This window comes from Cytobacillus solani, assembly GCF_006704205.1.
Lineage (GTDB): Bacteria > Bacillota > Bacilli > Bacillales > Cytobacillaceae > Cytobacillus > Cytobacillus solani.
In genome coordinates, this window is sequence record NZ_CP041305.1 from 4,523,322 (window position 1) to 4,541,577 (window position 18,256).

The 18,256-nt window shown below is 35.3% G+C and carries 12 protein-coding genes and 3 pseudogenes; 13 read left to right on the forward strand and 2 right to left on the reverse strand.

Annotated features, from left to right (window positions below; translation table 11 throughout):
* Nucleotides 1-67: 67 nt before the first annotated feature.
* The 4 genes and pseudogenes from arsD to FI644_RS22755 all read left to right on the forward strand — a co-directional run bounded on the left by arsD (nucleotide 68) and on the right by FI644_RS22755 (nucleotide 3,003).
* A complete protein-coding gene (gene arsD / locus FI644_RS22740; protein ID WP_056684607.1) occupies nucleotides 68-433 on the forward strand; it encodes an arsenite efflux transporter metallochaperone ArsD in 366 nt (121 codons plus the stop codon).
* Between the two features lie 16 nt (nucleotides 434-449).
* Nucleotides 450-2,219: an arsenical pump-driving ATPase gene (gene arsA / locus FI644_RS22745; RefSeq protein ID WP_142108849.1), complete on the forward strand. Its 1,770-nt coding sequence runs from the start codon at nucleotides 450-452 to the stop codon at nucleotides 2,217-2,219.
* Nucleotides 2,220-2,275: 56 nt separating this feature from the next.
* A pseudogene (locus FI644_RS22750) lies at nucleotides 2,276-2,704 on the forward strand (protein-tyrosine phosphatase family protein).
* A gap of 23 nt (nucleotides 2,705-2,727) precedes the next feature.
* Complete coding sequence (locus FI644_RS22755; protein ID WP_053475994.1) at nucleotides 2,728-3,003, forward strand: adhesin; 276 nt, start codon at nucleotides 2,728-2,730, stop codon at nucleotides 3,001-3,003.
* Nucleotides 3,004-3,738: 735 nt separating this feature from the next.
* Here the strand turns inward: FI644_RS22755 and FI644_RS22760 are convergent.
* Nucleotides 3,739-4,978: pseudogene (locus FI644_RS22760) on the reverse strand (IS110 family RNA-guided transposase).
* A gap of 479 nt (nucleotides 4,979-5,457) precedes the next feature.
* Between FI644_RS22760 and FI644_RS26980 the strand changes: the two are divergent.
* From FI644_RS26980 to FI644_RS22780, 4 genes and pseudogenes are all read left to right on the forward strand, one after another.
* Complete coding sequence (locus FI644_RS26980; RefSeq protein WP_075209145.1) at nucleotides 5,458-5,715, forward strand: hypothetical protein; 258 nt, start codon at nucleotides 5,458-5,460, stop codon at nucleotides 5,713-5,715.
* 226 nt (nucleotides 5,716-5,941) lie between these two features.
* On the forward strand, nucleotides 5,942-6,202 hold the full coding sequence (locus tag FI644_RS22770; RefSeq protein WP_053478146.1) for a hypothetical protein: 261 nt from the start codon (nucleotides 5,942-5,944) through the stop codon (nucleotides 6,200-6,202).
* Nucleotides 6,203-6,684: 482 nt separating this feature from the next.
* Entirely contained in the window at nucleotides 6,685-8,163 is a 1,479-nt protein-coding gene (locus tag FI644_RS22775; protein ID WP_142108850.1) for a WD40/YVTN/BNR-like repeat-containing protein, read from the forward strand.
* A 488-nt stretch (nucleotides 8,164-8,651) separates the two neighbouring features.
* Nucleotides 8,652-9,292 (forward strand): annotated as a pseudogene (locus tag FI644_RS22780) (HAD hydrolase-like protein).
* Nucleotides 9,293-9,936: 644 nt separating this feature from the next.
* Here FI644_RS22780 and FI644_RS22785 read toward each other — a convergent pair.
* Entirely contained in the window at nucleotides 9,937-10,845 is a 909-nt protein-coding gene (locus FI644_RS22785; RefSeq protein WP_053475991.1) for an AraC family transcriptional regulator, read from the reverse strand.
* Between the two features lie 174 nt (nucleotides 10,846-11,019).
* Here FI644_RS22785 and FI644_RS22790 point away from each other — a divergent pair, with 174 nt between their 5' ends.
* From FI644_RS22790 to FI644_RS22810, 5 genes are all read left to right on the forward strand, one after another.
* Nucleotides 11,020-12,270, forward strand: a complete 1,251-nt coding sequence (locus FI644_RS22790; protein ID WP_053475990.1) for a Zn-dependent hydrolase — start codon at nucleotides 11,020-11,022, stop codon at nucleotides 12,268-12,270.
* 172 nt (nucleotides 12,271-12,442) lie between these two features.
* Nucleotides 12,443-12,823, forward strand: a complete 381-nt coding sequence (locus FI644_RS22795; RefSeq protein ID WP_056684602.1) for a RidA family protein — start codon at nucleotides 12,443-12,445, stop codon at nucleotides 12,821-12,823.
* Between the two features lie 25 nt (nucleotides 12,824-12,848).
* On the forward strand, nucleotides 12,849-14,075 hold the full coding sequence (gene dpaL / locus FI644_RS22800) for a diaminopropionate ammonia-lyase (RefSeq protein WP_053475988.1): 1,227 nt from the start codon (nucleotides 12,849-12,851) through the stop codon (nucleotides 14,073-14,075).
* Between the two features lie 107 nt (nucleotides 14,076-14,182).
* Nucleotides 14,183-15,346, forward strand: coding sequence for a M20 aminoacylase family protein (locus tag FI644_RS22805; RefSeq protein ID WP_053475987.1), 1,164 nt, complete (start codon nucleotides 14,183-14,185; stop codon nucleotides 15,344-15,346).
* Between the two features lie 1,279 nt (nucleotides 15,347-16,625).
* Nucleotides 16,626-18,089: a pyridoxal phosphate-dependent decarboxylase family protein gene (locus tag FI644_RS22810; RefSeq protein ID WP_056684597.1), complete on the forward strand. Its 1,464-nt coding sequence runs from the start codon at nucleotides 16,626-16,628 to the stop codon at nucleotides 18,087-18,089.
* Nucleotides 18,090-18,256 lie beyond the last annotated feature (167 nt).

Genomic DNA, 18,256 nt, shown 5'->3' on the forward strand with positions numbered 1-18,256 from the left:
TATCTCTTGGTTTTCTTTTAAAATAAATATAAGCATATGCTTATTTGATATTATAGGAGGATTTAATATGAAAAAAGTTGAAATTTTTGACCCAGCAATGTGTTGTTCTACAGGTGTTTGCGGTCCCAGTGTAGATCCGGAGTTAACGAGAGTGGCATCAGCCATTTATTCATTAAAGGAAAAAGGCTTTGATATTAAACGATACCAACTAACAAATGATCCTGGTAAATTTGCTGAAAACAGTGAAGTGAATAATGTTTTACATGAAAAAGGGCCTGATGCCTTACCAATTATCTTAGTGGACAATCAGGTTGCTAGAGTGGGGAGTTATCCTTCAAATGAAGAATTTGCAGAATGGTTTAATGTAACACCAGAGGAACTAAGAGAAAAACCAAAAGCTCGTGTTTCTATTGATATAAACTCACTGAAATAAGAAGGGAGGGGAAATCATGTTTCAAGCTTTCCATCCAAAGAATGTAGTTAATACGCCCTTTCTATTTTTAACTGGAAAAGGGGGAGTAGGAAAAACGTCAACGGCTTGTGCAACAGCTGTGGCACTAGCTGATAGTGGAAAAAAGGTGTTGCTGATTAGCACAGATCCAGCCTCTAATTTACAAGATGTTTTTGGTCTAGAGCTAACAAACTCACCAAAAGAAGTACCTGGAGTTGAAAATTTATTTGCGAGTAATTTAGATCCGGAAGCTGCAGCAAGAGCGTATCGTGAGAAAGTTGTCGGACCATATCGTGGAAAACTTCCTGAATCGGTTGTGGCTACAATGGAAGAACAATTATCAGGTGCTTGTACAGTTGAGATTGCAGCATTTGATGAATTTACAAATTTGCTTACAAATCCTGAAATAATTGAACAGTATGATCATATTATCTTTGATACGGCTCCAACAGGTCATACATTAAGACTTTTACAGCTTCCAACAGCTTGGAATGGGTTTCTAGAAGAAAGCACACATGGTGCTTCATGTTTAGGTCCATTATCTGGTTTAGCAGATAAAAAAAATCTTTATTCAAAATCAGTAGAAGTTTTGTCTGAACCTAGCATGACCACTTTACTACTAGTAACAAGGCCAGATGTTTCGTCCCTAGTTGAAGCTGACAGAGCATCAATGGAACTGAAAGAAATCGGTATAAAAAGTCAAATACTTATCGTCAATGGGCTTCTTCAGTCATATTTAAAAGAGGATGAAGTATCTTCTGCCTTTTATCATCGACAAAGAAATTCATTAAAACAGATTCCGGAAAATTTAAAGCAGAACGAAATTTATTCTTTGCCGTTTGTATCCTATTCCCTAACAGGGGTGGAAAATCTAAGATATTTATTCAAGCAATACTCTATTCCTTCAATGGAGTTGTCCTTTGAAAATGAAACTGATAACCTTCCACGGTTGAATGGAGTCATTAATGATGTCTCCTCTGATCATACAAGACTAATCTTTTCAATGGGAAAAGGGGGAGTAGGAAAAACAACTGTTGCTTCCGCGATTGCGATTGGTTTGGTTGAAACAGGGCATAAGGTACATTTAACTACAACGGATCCTGCTGCACACCTAAGTCACCAATTCCAAAGTGATGAACTGAATCAAAACTTAACGATCAGCAGCATTAATCCAAAAGTAGAAGTTGAAAAATATAAAGCTGATGTTTTAGCAAACGCAAGTAAAGACTTAGACGAAGAGGGGCTTGCATATTTAGAGGAAGATCTTAATTCTCCATGTACGGAGGAAATAGCAGTCTTCCGAGCATTTGCAGAAGTAGTAGCAAAAACTGAAAATGAAATTGTCGTTATTGACACAGCACCAACGGGACATACCTTACTGTTGTTAGATGCAGCTCAGTCTTACAGTAAAGAAATTGCTAGATCAACAGGAGATGTACCTGATAGTGTATTAAAATTGCTTCCTCGAATTCGCAATCCTAAAGAAACTGCAGTTGTGATAGTAACGCTTGCTGAAGCAACACCTGTGTTAGAAGCCTCACGATTGCAAGATGATCTCAGACGGGCAAATATTGAACCAAAATGGTGGGTAATTAACCAAAGTCTATATGCAACAAATACAATAGATCCTATTTTAAGAGGGAAAGCTATAGCAGAAATAGAGTGGATTCATGAAGTGAACGAAAAACTAGCTAAAAAATGCTCAATTATTCCTTGGCAACATGAAGAAAAGGTTGGGTACGAAAAGCTAAAGGACTATATCGACTAAGGGATATATGTATGATTTTATGTACATGGCAATCAGATATAATTGGAGGATGAAAAATGACAGTTAAGAATTATCATGAATTAATTAAAGATCGTATCTATATTGGGGGTGCAGATGATGTCGAAGGTATGATGGAAAATGAAAAAGTAGATATTATTTTTGACTTACGAGCAGAAGCACCTACAGATAAATTGAAATATAATCGTGTTCATAGCCCAATTGTTGATGATGAAACTCATTAAGATGAATCCGTTAAGGAATCTATTGATCGGGTAGTAAAAGCATATAATGAAGGTAAAAATGTGTATTTTCACTGTCAAGGTGGCAGTAACCGTACTGGAACCGTTGCGATAGGTACACTTTTAGCTTTAGGGAAGGCTAACAAGATTGAAGAAGCAGAAGAAAAAGCTAAAACAGTACGACCAAAAATTAATATAAAACCAGAGATGAAGGAAGCTTTGAAAAGAATATTTCAAAATGCATAGAAAAAATTTAGGAGGAGAAACAAATGAAAATTACAGACGGAGCTAAACAATTATTAGAAAATGTATTAAGTCAGAATGATGCAGAAGGGATTCGCCTTTACTCAGTAGCTGGTTGCTGTGGACCGCAATTTGCATTATCTTTAGATGCACCTTTAGAATCTGATACAGTAACTACTATTAACGGAATTAAAGTAGCGATAGATTCAAATGTAACTACAATCGAAGAATTAACTTTAGATAAAGAAGAGAACACAGAGGGTACAGGATTGGTTTTATTAGGTGTCAATAATTGTTGTTAAGTATGATTTCAAAGTGGTTAGTTCAATTTAGAACTAACCACTTTTTTATTCCATTAGAATTTTTTTCTTTTTGAATGTAATTCCTACTTTATTTCATAAAAATTGATTTTTCAGCAAAACTAGTGCTTAGTCGATAAAGGATTCGACAAGAAAAAATAGAACATTGTGGAGAAAATTCATGTAATCTGGCGACTTGACTTATCCCATTACTTTAATTATGAGAAAAAATTTTTAGGAGTTGCTGCCATTTGTACATGCCAGTGAAACAAAAATCCAACAGTCACTTTGGAAGTAACATCCTTAAAATATCTGTAGTAGGTACTTTTATGTCAACCGTCAAGAGGGGATGACGAACGACACAAGAATACTTAAACCAAAAAGCCTTAGAAATAAGGTTTTTTTCTATTTTATTCAGTAAATTCGTGTCATTTTAATTGACACAATTTTACTTAATATGTTGAAAAATGAAACAAAAATACTGAATATGCTGAGTGCCTTTTTTCTTAATGTTTCATGAAAATAAAGTTGTTTAAATCATAATAAAGTCGATTTAATAACAGTAAAGTTGTTTTTAAAAAAGCCCCGTCAATATATTCAACAAAACCAGCCAATAGTTGTCAACATTTTTCAATAAAAAAATGAAAAATTAGATGATATACTAAAGATGAGTATGCCAAATAACCTTCCTGATTTTCATTATTGGAAGGTTTTGTTTTATGTTGTTAAATATAGTTTTTAAGCTAACTCTTGGAAGATGGTTTTGTTCTTTAAAAGTGTATAAATCAAGTGTAAAAGCTTATTAACACAAGCAATTATCGCTACTCTATAGGGTTTACCTTCATCGCGTTTTTTATCGTAAAACTCTCTTAATTTTTTGTTTCGAGGAATAACGGTATCGCTCGTTTTTTGTTTACGGGCATCTCGAATTCCACAGTACACAGCCATATATAAAGCTTGCCTTAACCTTCTAGATCCTCTTTTCGTTATGCGATTGTTTGTCGCTGTGAACCTTCCAGAAGAGTAAACACTAGGATCTATTCCTGCAAAGGCAACTAACTTTTTAGGGTGATTAAACCGATCTATTTCTCCAACTTCGTAAATGATTGTTGCCGCAATCTTTTCTCCGATACCAGGGATAGACTGGATAATCTTATATTCTTCAATTTCTTTAGCGAGGGCATCTATTTCTGTTTCTAGTTTTGATAGATGCTCTTGATATTGAAGAACGATAGTAATTAACATCTTTAGGTTAAAAATATGGCTTTCATACAAATTGGTTTGAAAAGGATTTCGTAGTGCAACCTCAATAAGCTTTTGTGCTTTTTCTTTTGCCCACTTTTCTGAACGTCTGGTACATAACGATACAATCTTGTCAGTTAATACGGATTCAGTAGTATTTAGTACATGTTCAGAAGTAGGAAATAAGGAGAGAGTCTGTAAAGAGACTTTTGAATATAAATTACCAAAGACACCTCTATATTCAGGAAATACCTGATCTAACACTGTTAGAAGCTGTACCTTGGTTTGTGTAGAGATACTTGAAATTGTCTCTTGTTGCCTTGTAAGATTACGAAGGTTTAAGAGTTGAATACCTCTTTTCTTATACGGTTCAATTTCTTCTTTGTAGTATAGTTCACAAAGAAGATAGGCATCGACAGCGTCTGTTTTTACCTTTCTTAAACTTGTGCTCCTTGCTCGATGATAGATAAGGGGATTCACAATAATATAAACATATTGCTGTTCCTCTAAAAATTGAATAACAGGAGAGTGGTAATGTCCTGTTGATTCTAAGATAACCGAAGGTTGCTTACCATCAGCTACTCTTTCAATCTCTTTTAAGAAGCCCTAATAAATTCTCAAAGCCCTCGACTGTATGTTTTACACTAAAACTTTTACGAAAAGGTTGACCCTTATCCAAGAATGCTTGTACCCGACTTTCCCCTTTAGAAACATCAAGACCTACTACTGGATTCATCATCATCTCCTCCTTAGAAATTAAGATTAGTCGGTTGTCCCTAGATCTGCTTGTACTATCATAGGTTCGCTTGTTAAACGGGATCATTGTCCCAACCAGCCTGAAACATGCTTATACAAGTAGGGAATGAACAGTTTTGCTGACGGGATCAAGTCCCACGGGCGCTACGTTCTACTCCGACTACCGCTATAATAAAACTAAATAAAAAAAATTCAACCAGTAAAAACTGGTTAAACTTATATTACGATCGGGCGCTTTTCTGAAATAAGGAAAGTCATCTTTCTTTATGAAAAGGACCATTTAATTGAATAACACTTCTAAATTAAAATGGGGTTTTATGTTAATATTGGTGTGGGTTTGTGAAACGATGTACTTATGCTAACGAGTAATGCAGTAAGAAATGAAACTAAATTAGTTATGAAACGTTAATTTAGAAAAAAGAAATATGGTATATATTTCTATAAAGAGGGGGAGTTAAAATAGTACCGATTATTTTATCTATAATATTAATACTTGCACTTGTTTTTTCCATAACTCTTGTGGTTCAAAAAAGAAAGAAGGCAGGTATAACAGGGATAAAAAGTGCTTTAACTCCAATTTGTTTTTATCTTATTGGTATAACAAATCTTTTAGCCTATTGGTTTAATTTTATGGGGTTATTGAATTGGTCAATTACTGTTGTTTTGTTGATTTTAGGTGCTTATTTTACAAAATATATGCCTATATCTGAAAAATGATTGTTAGGCTAACGGGTGCAATAGTTGAAGATCAAAGCTGTCATGAGGGCAGCTTTTTCTTGTTGTATTAACGGGAGCAGGCTACATTAAAAAGCAGATAATAAACGAATTATGAAATTAATCTCCTAATCGAACTGTTTCGGTCTACGTCGAACCTCTTCTGTAAATATTTTTCTTCTCCTTGGACAAACTTATTTTGTTAGATTTAATCAAGGAGGATTCAGATATGGTAAATGATATTAAACAGGAGATGGAGCGTATTTGGGGTGAAACGTGTGGTTCATGGGAAAACTGTACTGAGGAAAACATTCAGTCTTTCTTAGCACATTGCCAAGAAAAGAGCATAGACCCACAATATTGTATGAGTTGGGTAGAGCAGCATAGCAACCAAATCCCTAATTGGTCAGCCGTTTCGAAGGTGTCTCTTGATTGGGTAAATGAACATACTTCAACTGGTTCGCCAATAAACGGACATGAACCTCAGTAACTAGGAGAGAAATACTCTCCTCTTTTTTTTTGCTTGAAGTTAATACCGTTTCTGCTTTGCAATATGGCTCTACCTCATAAATTTTTTATCTAAAGGAAAGTGTGTGCTGCTTCAACAACAATCATCACCTGTTGTTATTGTTCTAAAGGTGGCATTTCTCTACGAAGGAGATATGCCTTTTCTTATTGAAGTAAAGGGGGAGTATAGTTGAATAAGAAAAATGTTTAAAGAGCGATTATTTAGTAACATCACATTCCTGGGAGCTACTTCACGGTGAAGCCGTGATACTCTTTTGGGCTTAAAAGGTTAGAAACCGGCCTTTTTTCCTGTTTCCAATTTATGTAGTTAAGACTATTTTTAAGGGGCTTTTTTATATAAACACGGGTATTATTGACCTTCATGTATAACATGATAATCACGAATCATGCAAAAATCTAGTAAAACAAAGTATACTCAATATAGATAAATAAGATGAAATAGGGGTGATCTACATATTTAGGGGAAATGTAAAAAGAGTACTTATTTCATTATTAACAAATCCAATCTTCATAATTGGATACTGGATTTTTGGACATGAGTTAGCTTCAATATGCAAGTATGGAAGAATGAATAATAATCTATATATTTTATTATTAAGCATAGTCTTATTATTATCGATCATTTTGTTTACTACAATTAAAATGATAAAAGAAAGTGAACATAAATTAAAAAATTTAACTAATTTGAAGTCATGGAAATATATTTCGATTATCATCTTTGTTGCAATTACATTATTATATGGAGTGAACATTTATAAAAGTGCAACAAATTACGGCGGTAAACTTGCATGGTATATAGAACGATTAAAAAATGAAAGGTCAGTTAAATTTGAACATAACAATATATATAATTATGGTTTAAAAGGTATTTTTGAAGATATAAATAAAGATCATACTTTGCCCCAAGAATTATATATGGTAAATAATTTTTCCCTTAAATTTAATTCAGATGGAACAATTACATCATTTGATACATTTGTATATGGGAAAAATGAAGATGGAAAAGAAGAGAGTTACCTAATAACTTTTGATAAAAATAAATCAAAAAATATTACTTTAATATTAAATGGTTATGCTGGGCCCACTTATAATGTCGATAAGTTGGTAGAGCCTTTAGTTAAAACAGTTAGTATTATTCCGATTAAACAAAAAGTTAGTAAGTGGAACGAAAATCAGTATGGGTTGGTTTATTATGGAAAAAGAAACTGGGGATATAATACAAATGGAATCATTAATATTGATAAGGACGGAAAAGAGTATAGTCCGGAAGTTGCAACTTCAGAGATAATTGGATATACGGTATCAATATTCATCCCTGGGAAGGAAAAAATGATTACCCCTGCAAGATATAACTTAATAGGTGATCCGAATTGGAGTAAGCCATCTACTACTCAAAATCAAGCAAATTCTAATGAGAAGAAAAATGAATTAAAGAATACTAAGGAACAATTTTATCTATCTAAAGAAGTCGGATTTAAACTAAATGTTACGGATAAAGCATTAGGAAGTACGTTTTATTCACTAAGCAAGACCATGGATGGGGAAAAAACATGGACTGTTATAAATAATGACCCATTTAGCGGGACAATCGGAAGTGCCTCAGGATTAGTTTTTTTGGATGACAAACTTGGATTTTTAGGAGCAGTCAATCCCTCAGGTAATGAAGGAGCATTATATCGTACGGATGACGGAGGTACTTCATTTAAGAAGGTAAATTTTACACCTCATAAAGTGAAATTAGATAATGGACAATCTATAAGCCCTTTTGATTCTCCAGGTATGCCTTATGAAGAAGATGGAGTTTTTAATCTGTTGATAGGACAAGGTTCAGATGGAGACTATAATGGTAATAGTAGTGCACTTTATCAATCAAAAGATAAAGGTCAAACATGGGAATATATAAAAGAGGTTAAAAATAGTTAGCTTGACAAACATTTATATCTTTAAAATTTTAATAATGCTATGTTAATACTCATCGTAAAAGACCTATAATTAACCTAAAAATGTTAGTCTAAGATCTCTCAGAAATCTGAGAGGTCTTTTTAATTATTTTTCCCTTTTACCTTCCGAATCGTAAAACACTGCAACCCGAATAAGCTTCCGGCCGGTAGGACACTCAAACCTTTCCGGCAAGAAGCTAAGACAGCTAGTCAATCGGCCAAGGGAAAGTATTAGGTTATGGCAAGATCAAGGGAACGATATAGCTCCTGCGGAGTCAGAAAATTAGCTTATTTAAAATTAATGGTCGCTGTGGCGACGTCCTTTCTATTTGACTAATGTGCAAAAGATTGTGAAGAATTTCACTTAAACTAACGGGTAGCGTTAGCTTAAGATTGGAGCTGTCTCTATGGCAGCGCTTTTTAAAAATTATATTATGTTTTACTGAGAGATAGAGGGAGGGGGAATTTTCAATGAGTAAAGCAATTATTTTTGATATGGATGGAACCTTATTTCAAACAAATTTAATTTTAGATCCTGCCCTAGAAGAAACATTTGATGTACTACGAAAAAAAGTTTATGGGATACAAAAACACCGATTGAGCAATATAGGGGAATTATGGGTGTCCCTCTACCAGTGGTATGGGAAACACTTTGCCCAAACCACTCACTAGAAATACGAGTAAAGAGCAATGAGATTTTTCATAAAAAGCTTATTGAACTAATTCAAGCACAAAAAGGTGCATTATATGCTGATGTGGAGAGAACATTAAATGAGTTAAGTAAAAAGTATCCTTTATTTATTTCCAGCAATGGACAGATAGAATATTTACAAGCAATTGTAGAAACTTATAATTTGGATAGATTTATTCAAAATACATATAGTATCCAACTGATTAAATCTGGGCATAAGTCTGATTTAGTACAAATGGTGAAAAGTAAAAATCAAATTGGAAAAGGTTACGTTGTCGGAGATCGTTCTTCAGATATAACTGCTGCTAAGGATAATGAACTTATTGCCGTTGGTGTGAACTTTGACTTTGCTCAAGAAGATGAATTAAAACAAGCTGATTTTGTAGTGAATAATTTCAAAGAAATCTTAGAGTTAGTTTAAACTTCAAAGGGCTGCCAATTGGCGGCCTTTTGAAAATACAATTCTTAGCATTATCATACATTCGCATTAAAGTGAAAAACTACCCTTAAAGAACTATCGGGGCAGGATAGTTCTAGAGTGCGTTTGTACTTTGTTCAACAATTGGGTCAGATTCTTGAATAACACTAGGTGGTTGATTTGGATATTTATGAAAAAAATAGTTTATGAATGTTTTCACTTAGAATAACTGTTGTGTTTAACAAAACTTTTTCTTAAAAATATAAAATACCCTTCCTGTGGGGAAGAACAATATATTTCTTTTGCGATTTCGGTTTTATTTGGAGCAAGTAGGGGTTGTTCTAACCATTTATTTTTTTACCATCAAATCAAACCTTTATTTTAACCATCAGATTTTTTAGAATAGTTCCTTCTTTACGATGCCTTTCTTTTTCTCCTTTAGTGCTTCATTTCCCCACCGTTTTCTGGTTTGTTCTTCTGTCATTCGGTGAAAAATGATTTTAGCTGCTTTCGGGAAACGGGGCCTGTTATCGGTGTTCAACCAAAACCTGCAATCTCCGGGTCATACATATTGATTCAATTGCTGGAAATTCTTTAAAGATGCAAGGATTCTTCCTGAAGGACGGATTGGTAGCATTCATGAACATTTAGTAGACAAAACCAGCTTCGTCCTTATGCATTTTATTTTTTTTGTATGCTAAGGGAGTCATGTTCATGGAATTTCTAAATTCTTTAATAAAATAGCTTGTACTATTAAAACCAACTTGATAGGCAACTTCAGTAATAGTAGAATCACCTTGCTGCAGTAGATATAAGCTCTTTTGAATACGATAATCTATAACATAATTTAATGGTGTACATTTTAAAAAGCGCTTGAAATACCGACAGCATTCAGAACGGCTCAGCTGACCAGCCCTAGCAATATCTTCTAACATAATTTTTTCTGCATAATGCTGATGTATCCAACTTAACATTTCCTTCATTCTTTTACTCTTTAATACTTCTGTCTGAACATATTCTAGTTTAAAACCATTATCGATTAAGTTTTTCCAAATTAATGTTAGTTGCATGGTTATATCGATTTCATAGTATTGGGGCTTTTGCTCAATACTTTGATAGATTTCTAAAATTGCATCTAAAATATTTTTCCCCCAAATCTCATTTGCATCTACATATAGGTAAGGTAAATTAGTCGCTTGAATATAAGGCTTTACATATGTAGTATAAAGTTCTTGTGATATAACAAAATAAGGAGAGAGGTTTAAGCAAATATAGACACAACCCGACTGATCTTTTTCCTGTGCCATGTGCAGGCGTCCACTATTAATAAACAGTCCATCACCTTCTCGAACCACTATCCAATCTTCATTAATTTGAAAAATTGCTTCCCCTTTCACGATCAACACAAATTGAATTTCGTCATGCCAATGAAGTGGAATATAGCCATGTATATTTTGAGTAATGGTGGTTTGATAACATGCAATTGGCAATACAACTGTATGATGTTTAGTTAGCTCTTTTAAACTTTCATCAATCAGGAAGTTTTTTATTTGCATGGTGAGCACCTCAATATTTTTATATTTTTATATTCAATATTAGTATTTTCTGAACAATTAATAAACTATTATAACATTATAATTACATTTTTATAAATGTGATTTACTATAAATCAGCTGATTTACTTTATGTTTAACAAATTTTTCTTTACCTTTTAAAAAGGGGGAATGAACATGACAGTTACTAATTTAAAACTATCAATCAACTCTGAACGCCTACTTAACCGCATTCAAGAACTTGGCCGAATTGGTCTGGGTAATGACAACAAACGAACGAGATTAGCTGCTTCAGATGCAGATAAAGCTGGACGTGACCAATTAGTCACTTGGATGAAGGAAGCTGGATTGGAAGTCGAAATCGACAGAATCGGTAATATCTTTGGTATTTGGTATGGTACTGAAAATAGAAATGAAGCACCAATTTTACTGGGTTCACACATCGACACAGTCATTAACGCGGGTATGTATGACGGATGCTATGGAGTACTTTCTGGGCTTGAAGTAATAAACACTTTGCAGGAGAAAGCTTTTATTCCAACTCGTCCAATTGCAGTCGTAGCATTTACCAATGAGGAGGGAGTGCGCTATCAGCCCGACATGATGGGATCCCTTGTGTATGTTAGCGGGCTCTCAGTTGATGATGCGCTTAAATCAGTAGGTACGGATGGCACACTATTAGGCGAGGAACTCGAACGTATTGGATATGCTGGTACGAAGGAGCCTGGGTTTTTAAAGCCACACGCTTACATTGAGCTTCATATAGAACAAGGTCCAATTCTTGATAAAATGGGTATTCCAATTGGTGCTGTTGAGAATCTTCAAGGCATTTCTTGGCAGCGCATTACGATTGAAGGCGTTGCAAATCACGCTGGTACTACACCAACTGATATGCGACGTGATGCAGGACTTGAGGCGGCTCGAGTAATAACATATTTACGCGATCGTGCAGACGCTTCTAATGGGCAAACTGTTGCAACAGTTGGAACAATTAGTTTTAAGCCAAATGCTGTTAATGTCGTTCCATCTTCGGCAACATTTACTGTTGATTTGCGTGACCCAAGTGAGCAGAGATTGCAAGAGGAAGAGCAAGCACTTGCAAAATACCTTAAAGAACTAGCTGCATCCAAAGAAGTACAAATTAAATCAGAACAACTAGTACGTTTCAACCCAGTTTCTTTTGATGAAACAATCGTTAAACTGATAGAGCAAGTTGTTAGTAAACACGGACTCCAATCAAGACGAATGACATCTGGCGCGGGACATGATGCTCAAATGATGGCTCGTATATGCCCTACAGCTATGATTTTCGTTCCAAGTATAGATGGTATTAGTCATAATCCTAAGGAGTATACAAAAGATACCGATTTGGTAGATGGAACCAATGTATTACTTGACGTAGTTAGCACTCTTGCAGGTAATCAGTAATAATCTGTCGAGGTAAATAAAAAAAGCATGGCTTAAGAATTTGAGGTATCTTTCCTATTTAATTAGAATGGCACGGTTATATAAAGAAATGTAAGTGTTTGCAAGGATGATACTTATGAAAAGCATATCTTTTAGATAGACACATGAAGAAAACACAAGGAGGAATATATTAATGGTTAAAGAAGTAATTTCAACAAAAAATGCACCTGGAGCAATAGGACCATATTCTCAAGCAATTAAAAAGGATCAATCTATTTTTGTTTCAGGTCAACTTCCTGTAAATCCTCAAACTGGAGAAATACCAGAGGATATAAAAGAACAAACAAAACAATCTTTAAATAATGTAAAAGAAATTTTAGAGGCAGCTGGATCTTCTTTAGAAGATGTTGTAAAAGTAACAGTATTTTTAAAAGATTTATCCAATTTTTCTGAGGTAAATGAAGTATATGGAGAATTTTTTATAGAAAATTATCCTGCTAGATGTTGTGTCGAGGTATCTAGGTTACCTAAAGATGCGGGTGTAGAAATTGAGGTCATGGCAATTTTAGAATAGAACGCTTTATTTAGGAGGTGTAAAAATGAGAGATTTAACAGAAATTAAATATATTGTAAATGAAAATGCTAGAAAAACAGATACAGAGAAAGCATCTGTAGAATTTATTAATAGTGAAGTAGTTGAAAAGGTAAGAATTTTTCATAAAAGTTTTCCAGAATATAGAGTAACTCCACTTCACAGCTTAGATCAGTTGTCTAAACAATTAGGAGTTAGCAATATATGGGTGAAAGATGAATCTTATAGATTTGGACTTAATGCTTTTAAAGTATTAGGTGGTTCCTATGCCGTTGGTAAATATCTAGCAGAAAAATTAAACGTCGATATTTCAGAGCTTTCTTTTGAAAAACTAAGAAGTAAAGAAGTAAAAGAGAAACTTGGAGATATTACTTTTGTAACAGCAACTGATGGAAATCATGGAAGAGGAATTGCCTGGGCTGCAAACCATCTGGGACAAAAATCAGTAGTATTTATGCCAAAAGGGTCTTCGGAAATAAGATTAAACAATATTAGAAAAGAAGGAGCAGAAGCTTCTATAACTGATTTAAACTATGATGATGCTGTCAGATTAGCTAGTAAATATGCAGATGAATATAATGGAGTATTGATACAGGATAGTGCTTGGGAAGGTTATGAAAAAATTCCAACATGGATTATGCAGGGATATGTAACACTTGTTGATGAAGCATTTGACCAGATTAAGGCTAATGGAAAAGATATGCCTACTCATGTATTCCTTCAAGCAGGTGTTGGTTCTTTTGCAGGAACTGTACAAGGATATTTAGCCTCCAAATTTGGCAAAGATAGACCAACAACTGTTATCGTTGAGCCAAATGATGCAGCATGTATATATAAATCTGCTAAAGCAAATGATAGAAAGCCTCATGCAGTAACAGGTTTTATGCCAACTATAATGGCAGGACTTGCTTGTGGAGAGCCTAGCACTGTTGGTTGGAAAATTTTAAGAGAATATTCAGATATGTATATATCCTGTCCAGATTATGTAGCAGCAAGAGCAATGAGAATACTTGGTCATCCATTAAAAGGAGATCCTAAAGTTATATCTGGAGAATCTGGTGCAGTAGGTCTGGGTATTTTGAGCCTAATTTTAGATGAAAACGGTTTAAAAGAAATAGCTGAAATTTTAAATTTAAATAAAGACTCAAAAATACTTATTATCAGCACAGAAGGTGACACTGATCCAGATAATTATAGAAAAGTAGTATGGGATGGTGCATATCCATCTGTATAATAAATTTTTTAAGGAGAGGGCTGCTTCTGACATGTCTCGCCTTAGCATGTTGCACCCCTTTCCATGAAAAATTAATCAAAAGTAATTTATGAGGGATTGAGATTAATATGAGTAACGAAAATTTTGAAAAACAGCTTACTGAGTGGAGGCATTATCTTCATTCGCATCCTGAAAGCGCTTTTGAAGAAAAAAATACTTCTGAATTTCTTGCTAAAGTACTAAAAGATATGGGATTAGAGGTTCACAGAAATATTGGTGGTACTGGAATCGTTGCTAATCTTACAGTGGGCGATGGGGAAGGTATTATCGGTATTCGATCAGATATAGATGCTATTAACTTAACAGAGGTGGGGCAACATCCATACACCTCCCAGAATCCGGGCAAAATGCATGCGTGTGGTCATGATGGACATATGGCCACAGTATTGGGGGCAGCCAAGTTATTAACAGAGCGTAAAAATTTTAGCGGAACAGTTAGATTTATTTTTCAACCTGCAGAGGAACCTGGTAAAGGCGCTTCTGCGATGATAAAAGATGGACTTTTTGAACGTTTCCCAATGGATGAGATTTATGGAATGCACAATAGGCCAGGTATGCCTGCAGGTTCAATTTCAACTCGTGTGGGTGGAATTATGGGAAGTGAGGATAACTTTGTGATCCGTATTAAGGGGCAAGGCTCACATGCTTCAAGTCCTCATATGGGGAAAGATCCAATCGTTATTGCGTCTGAAATTGTCCTTGCTTTGCAGACCATTATATCCCGTAATATGGACCCAAGTGTTCCTGCTGTGATTTCATGTACTGAATTTATTACAGATGGGATTCACAATGCGATTCCTACGAATGTACTGATTAAAGGGGATACTAGAAGTTATACTCAAGAGGTATCAAAGTTGCTAGAAGAAAGGATGCAAACGATTAGTGAGGGAATTTGTAAAATAAATGGGGCAGAATGTCAATTTGAATATACCCATGAATTCGCACCAACGGTTAACTCGGAAAAGTGTGTTGATATTGCGGTAAGAGCAGCCCGAAATGTTGTTGGTGAAAATAATGTGGATGGAAATTGTCAACAGTGGATGGCTTCTGAAGATTTTGGTACGTTTTTACAGAATATTCCTGGGTGTTTTGTATTTATAGGAAATGGTGATGATTCTGAAGGAATAGGCAATGTTCCACTTCATAACTCACGCTATGACTATAATGATAAGATACTAACAATTGGAGCGGAATATTTTGCAGAGTTAATTAAAGAACGCCTGCCAAAATAAAATTTTAGATGCCAGGTATGTTTGGAACGGTATTTATTTAGGGTCTTAGAATAATTTTTCTGAGACTTTGCTTAACAATTTTGTGAAAGCGGTTTCAGTAGGAGTGTGATATTAATTATTTCAAGGAAATCTCTATTTATTAGCCTACTCAAACACAGTATATTTAATTCAATAAAAGCTCGCTCAAACATTATGCTTTTATGTGGAATCTTAATCGTGGTCATTTCCTTAATATTTACTCTGAATTCAAAAGTAATAAAAGAAGTTAATTGATTTTTGAAGACATAAGTAAAGGAATATACTTGATAATAATGGGACCTATAAAGAAAAAATTTATAAGTTAAAACTTGTTATAAAAGATAATAACTCTTTCTTTAAATAGCGAGTTGGTAGCTTTTTCTTATTCAACTAACGGGGGCGATTGTTCAACAAGAACAGTCGCTTTTTCACTAAAGGGGCAGGTTAGCACAATAATAAAATGGATTTTTGTGGTAAAGTAAAGAAAAAGATAAAAAGGGGGAGGAACGTGGAAAAAACTTTAATAAAAACAGCTATTTAAAGAACAGATAGTATATATCTGTTCTCAGACAACTAAGTCGTGACCTAAAGTCATTTGAAACATTGATTATTAAATGTAAAATTATTAATATTAAACAACTCAAATATGACCCATGATTTGTTCCCTTTTACTTTTTATAGACAATTAAGTATGACCTAGCTACGAAAACTACAAGGTTGCTCCTAATTTAATCAATCATAAGTTTGAAATTTAGAAATTTTTAAAGAGATATATAAAGAGTGGTGATTCTTCAAATATGAAGGATCACCTTTTTATTAAATTATCGCAGCAGCATAGTTGAGGAACATGTTTTACATTTGTTCAACAAACGGGCCATTTAATGGAGGAAGAATCCCAAGAAGAATCGAATAAATAAGGTAATGCTAGTGTGATTTTTGTAAAAGATTACAATTATACTATAGGGAAGAAGAGTTTAATAAGTGAACGAGGGGATTCTTTTGCCTGCCAATAAAATGTCATTTTTTTGTGTAGCATTCAATATAACGATAAGTATAATAAGCATTCTTGAACTATTTCGGTGGTGTTATTATTCATTTCGGCTGCCGTCGCTGGCGAGCGCCAACAGCATCGCCAAGTGGAGAGAGATTGTTTCGAAATATTGCGGTTTTATTCGAAGATGCATACCACCCGAGTTCTGCTAATGTATAATCTGAATTAGCAATGGAATTTTTACAAAATGAAGGGAGATGCATTTTCCACATGCTGAAGCATAATTCAATTCTTAATCTTGATACGGATGAACGCATGCACATTGGAACCTACCTGTTGGAGCAAATCAATGATTATATGACGCACATACGCGGGGTTCGTGTTTCACCTGAACTCAGTGTGGATGAGGTTGCAGAATATGTACGTAGAATATCTTTTGAGCATCCCGTCAGCGCACGCGAGGCGATTTATCATATCTTGGAGGGGTTAAGGCAATACCAGGTACATACGCCACACCCGCGATATTTCGGTCTGTATAATCCGCGGCCCAACTTCATGGGAATTATGGCGGATACGATTACTGCAGCATTCAATCCGCAGCTTGCAGCCTGGAGCCATGCGCCTGTAGCGGTCGAAATAGAGAACTATGTATTGAAAGAGATAGCTTCAAAATTCGGTTATTCAGCAGAGGCAGCAGATGGGACATTTACAACGGGGGGAGCGGAAGCAAATTTGACGGCCGTACTGACCGCACTAGTGCATTATTTCCCATCTTATGCCAAAGAAGGGCTGAGGTCACTCCCCACGCATCCTGTCATGTACGCTTCTGCTGAAAGCCACCATTCTCTGGTAAAGGCAGCGCGTTCCTGCGGACTAGGTACAGATTCCCTTCGTATTATTACGACGGACTCTGAAATGCATATAGATGTTCCTGCGCTTCATCATCAGATTCAAGTGGATCGCGCTGCTGGATACACTCCTTTTCTCATCATTGCGACGGGTGGAACGACCGGCGCCGGAGCGATTGATCCCATTAATGAAATCGCAAACTTGGCTGAACGTGAGCAACTGTGGCTGCATGTGGATGCTGCGTACGGTGGAGCCTCCGTGTTTGCACCAGAAATGCTTGATCTACTTCATGGTATTGACCGAGCTGACTCCATTACCTTCGATGCGCACAAGTGGATGTCTGTCCCGATGGGGGCGGGAATTTATATTACACGGCATAAGGACATCTTACATAGAACTTTCAGCATCACGGCAGATTATATGCCGAAAGAAGGGGTTGATCTGGATGTAATTGATCCGTTCACCCATTCGATTCAATGGTCGCGAAGGTTTATCGGTTTGAAAGTGTATTTATCACTTGTAACTGCTGGTTGGGAAGGCTATCGCAGCATGGTGCAGCACCAGACAGAGATGGGCAATCGGTTACGCAGGGAGCTTGCATGCTCTAACTGGAAGGTTGTCAATGATACCATATTGCCTGTTGTATGCTTTACTGATTTCAATATTCAATCAAAGATCCAATCGAATTTCGCATCATTTATATGTCAAGAGATATTACGTTCAGGGCAGGCATGGATTTCAGTATACGAAATAAACAAGGTTCCAGTACTGCGAGCTTGCATTACGAACTACGATTCAACTGAGGAAGATATTATGGTATTGATGGAGTTGTTAAATGGAGCAAGAGCAGAATATTTGAAGAGACATCCGAACGGTCTGAGCTGAATTTAGCCTTGGAAGACATTATAACATCAATGGGCTGTTCCAATAGTCATGTCACGACATAGAATAGTCCATTGTTTTTTTGAAACCTGTTCTATTCTTCAGCATTACCACAAAAAAATTTTTGTTTCTTCAAGAAAAGGGCTCCATTCTTGAAGAAGGTGTTCTTT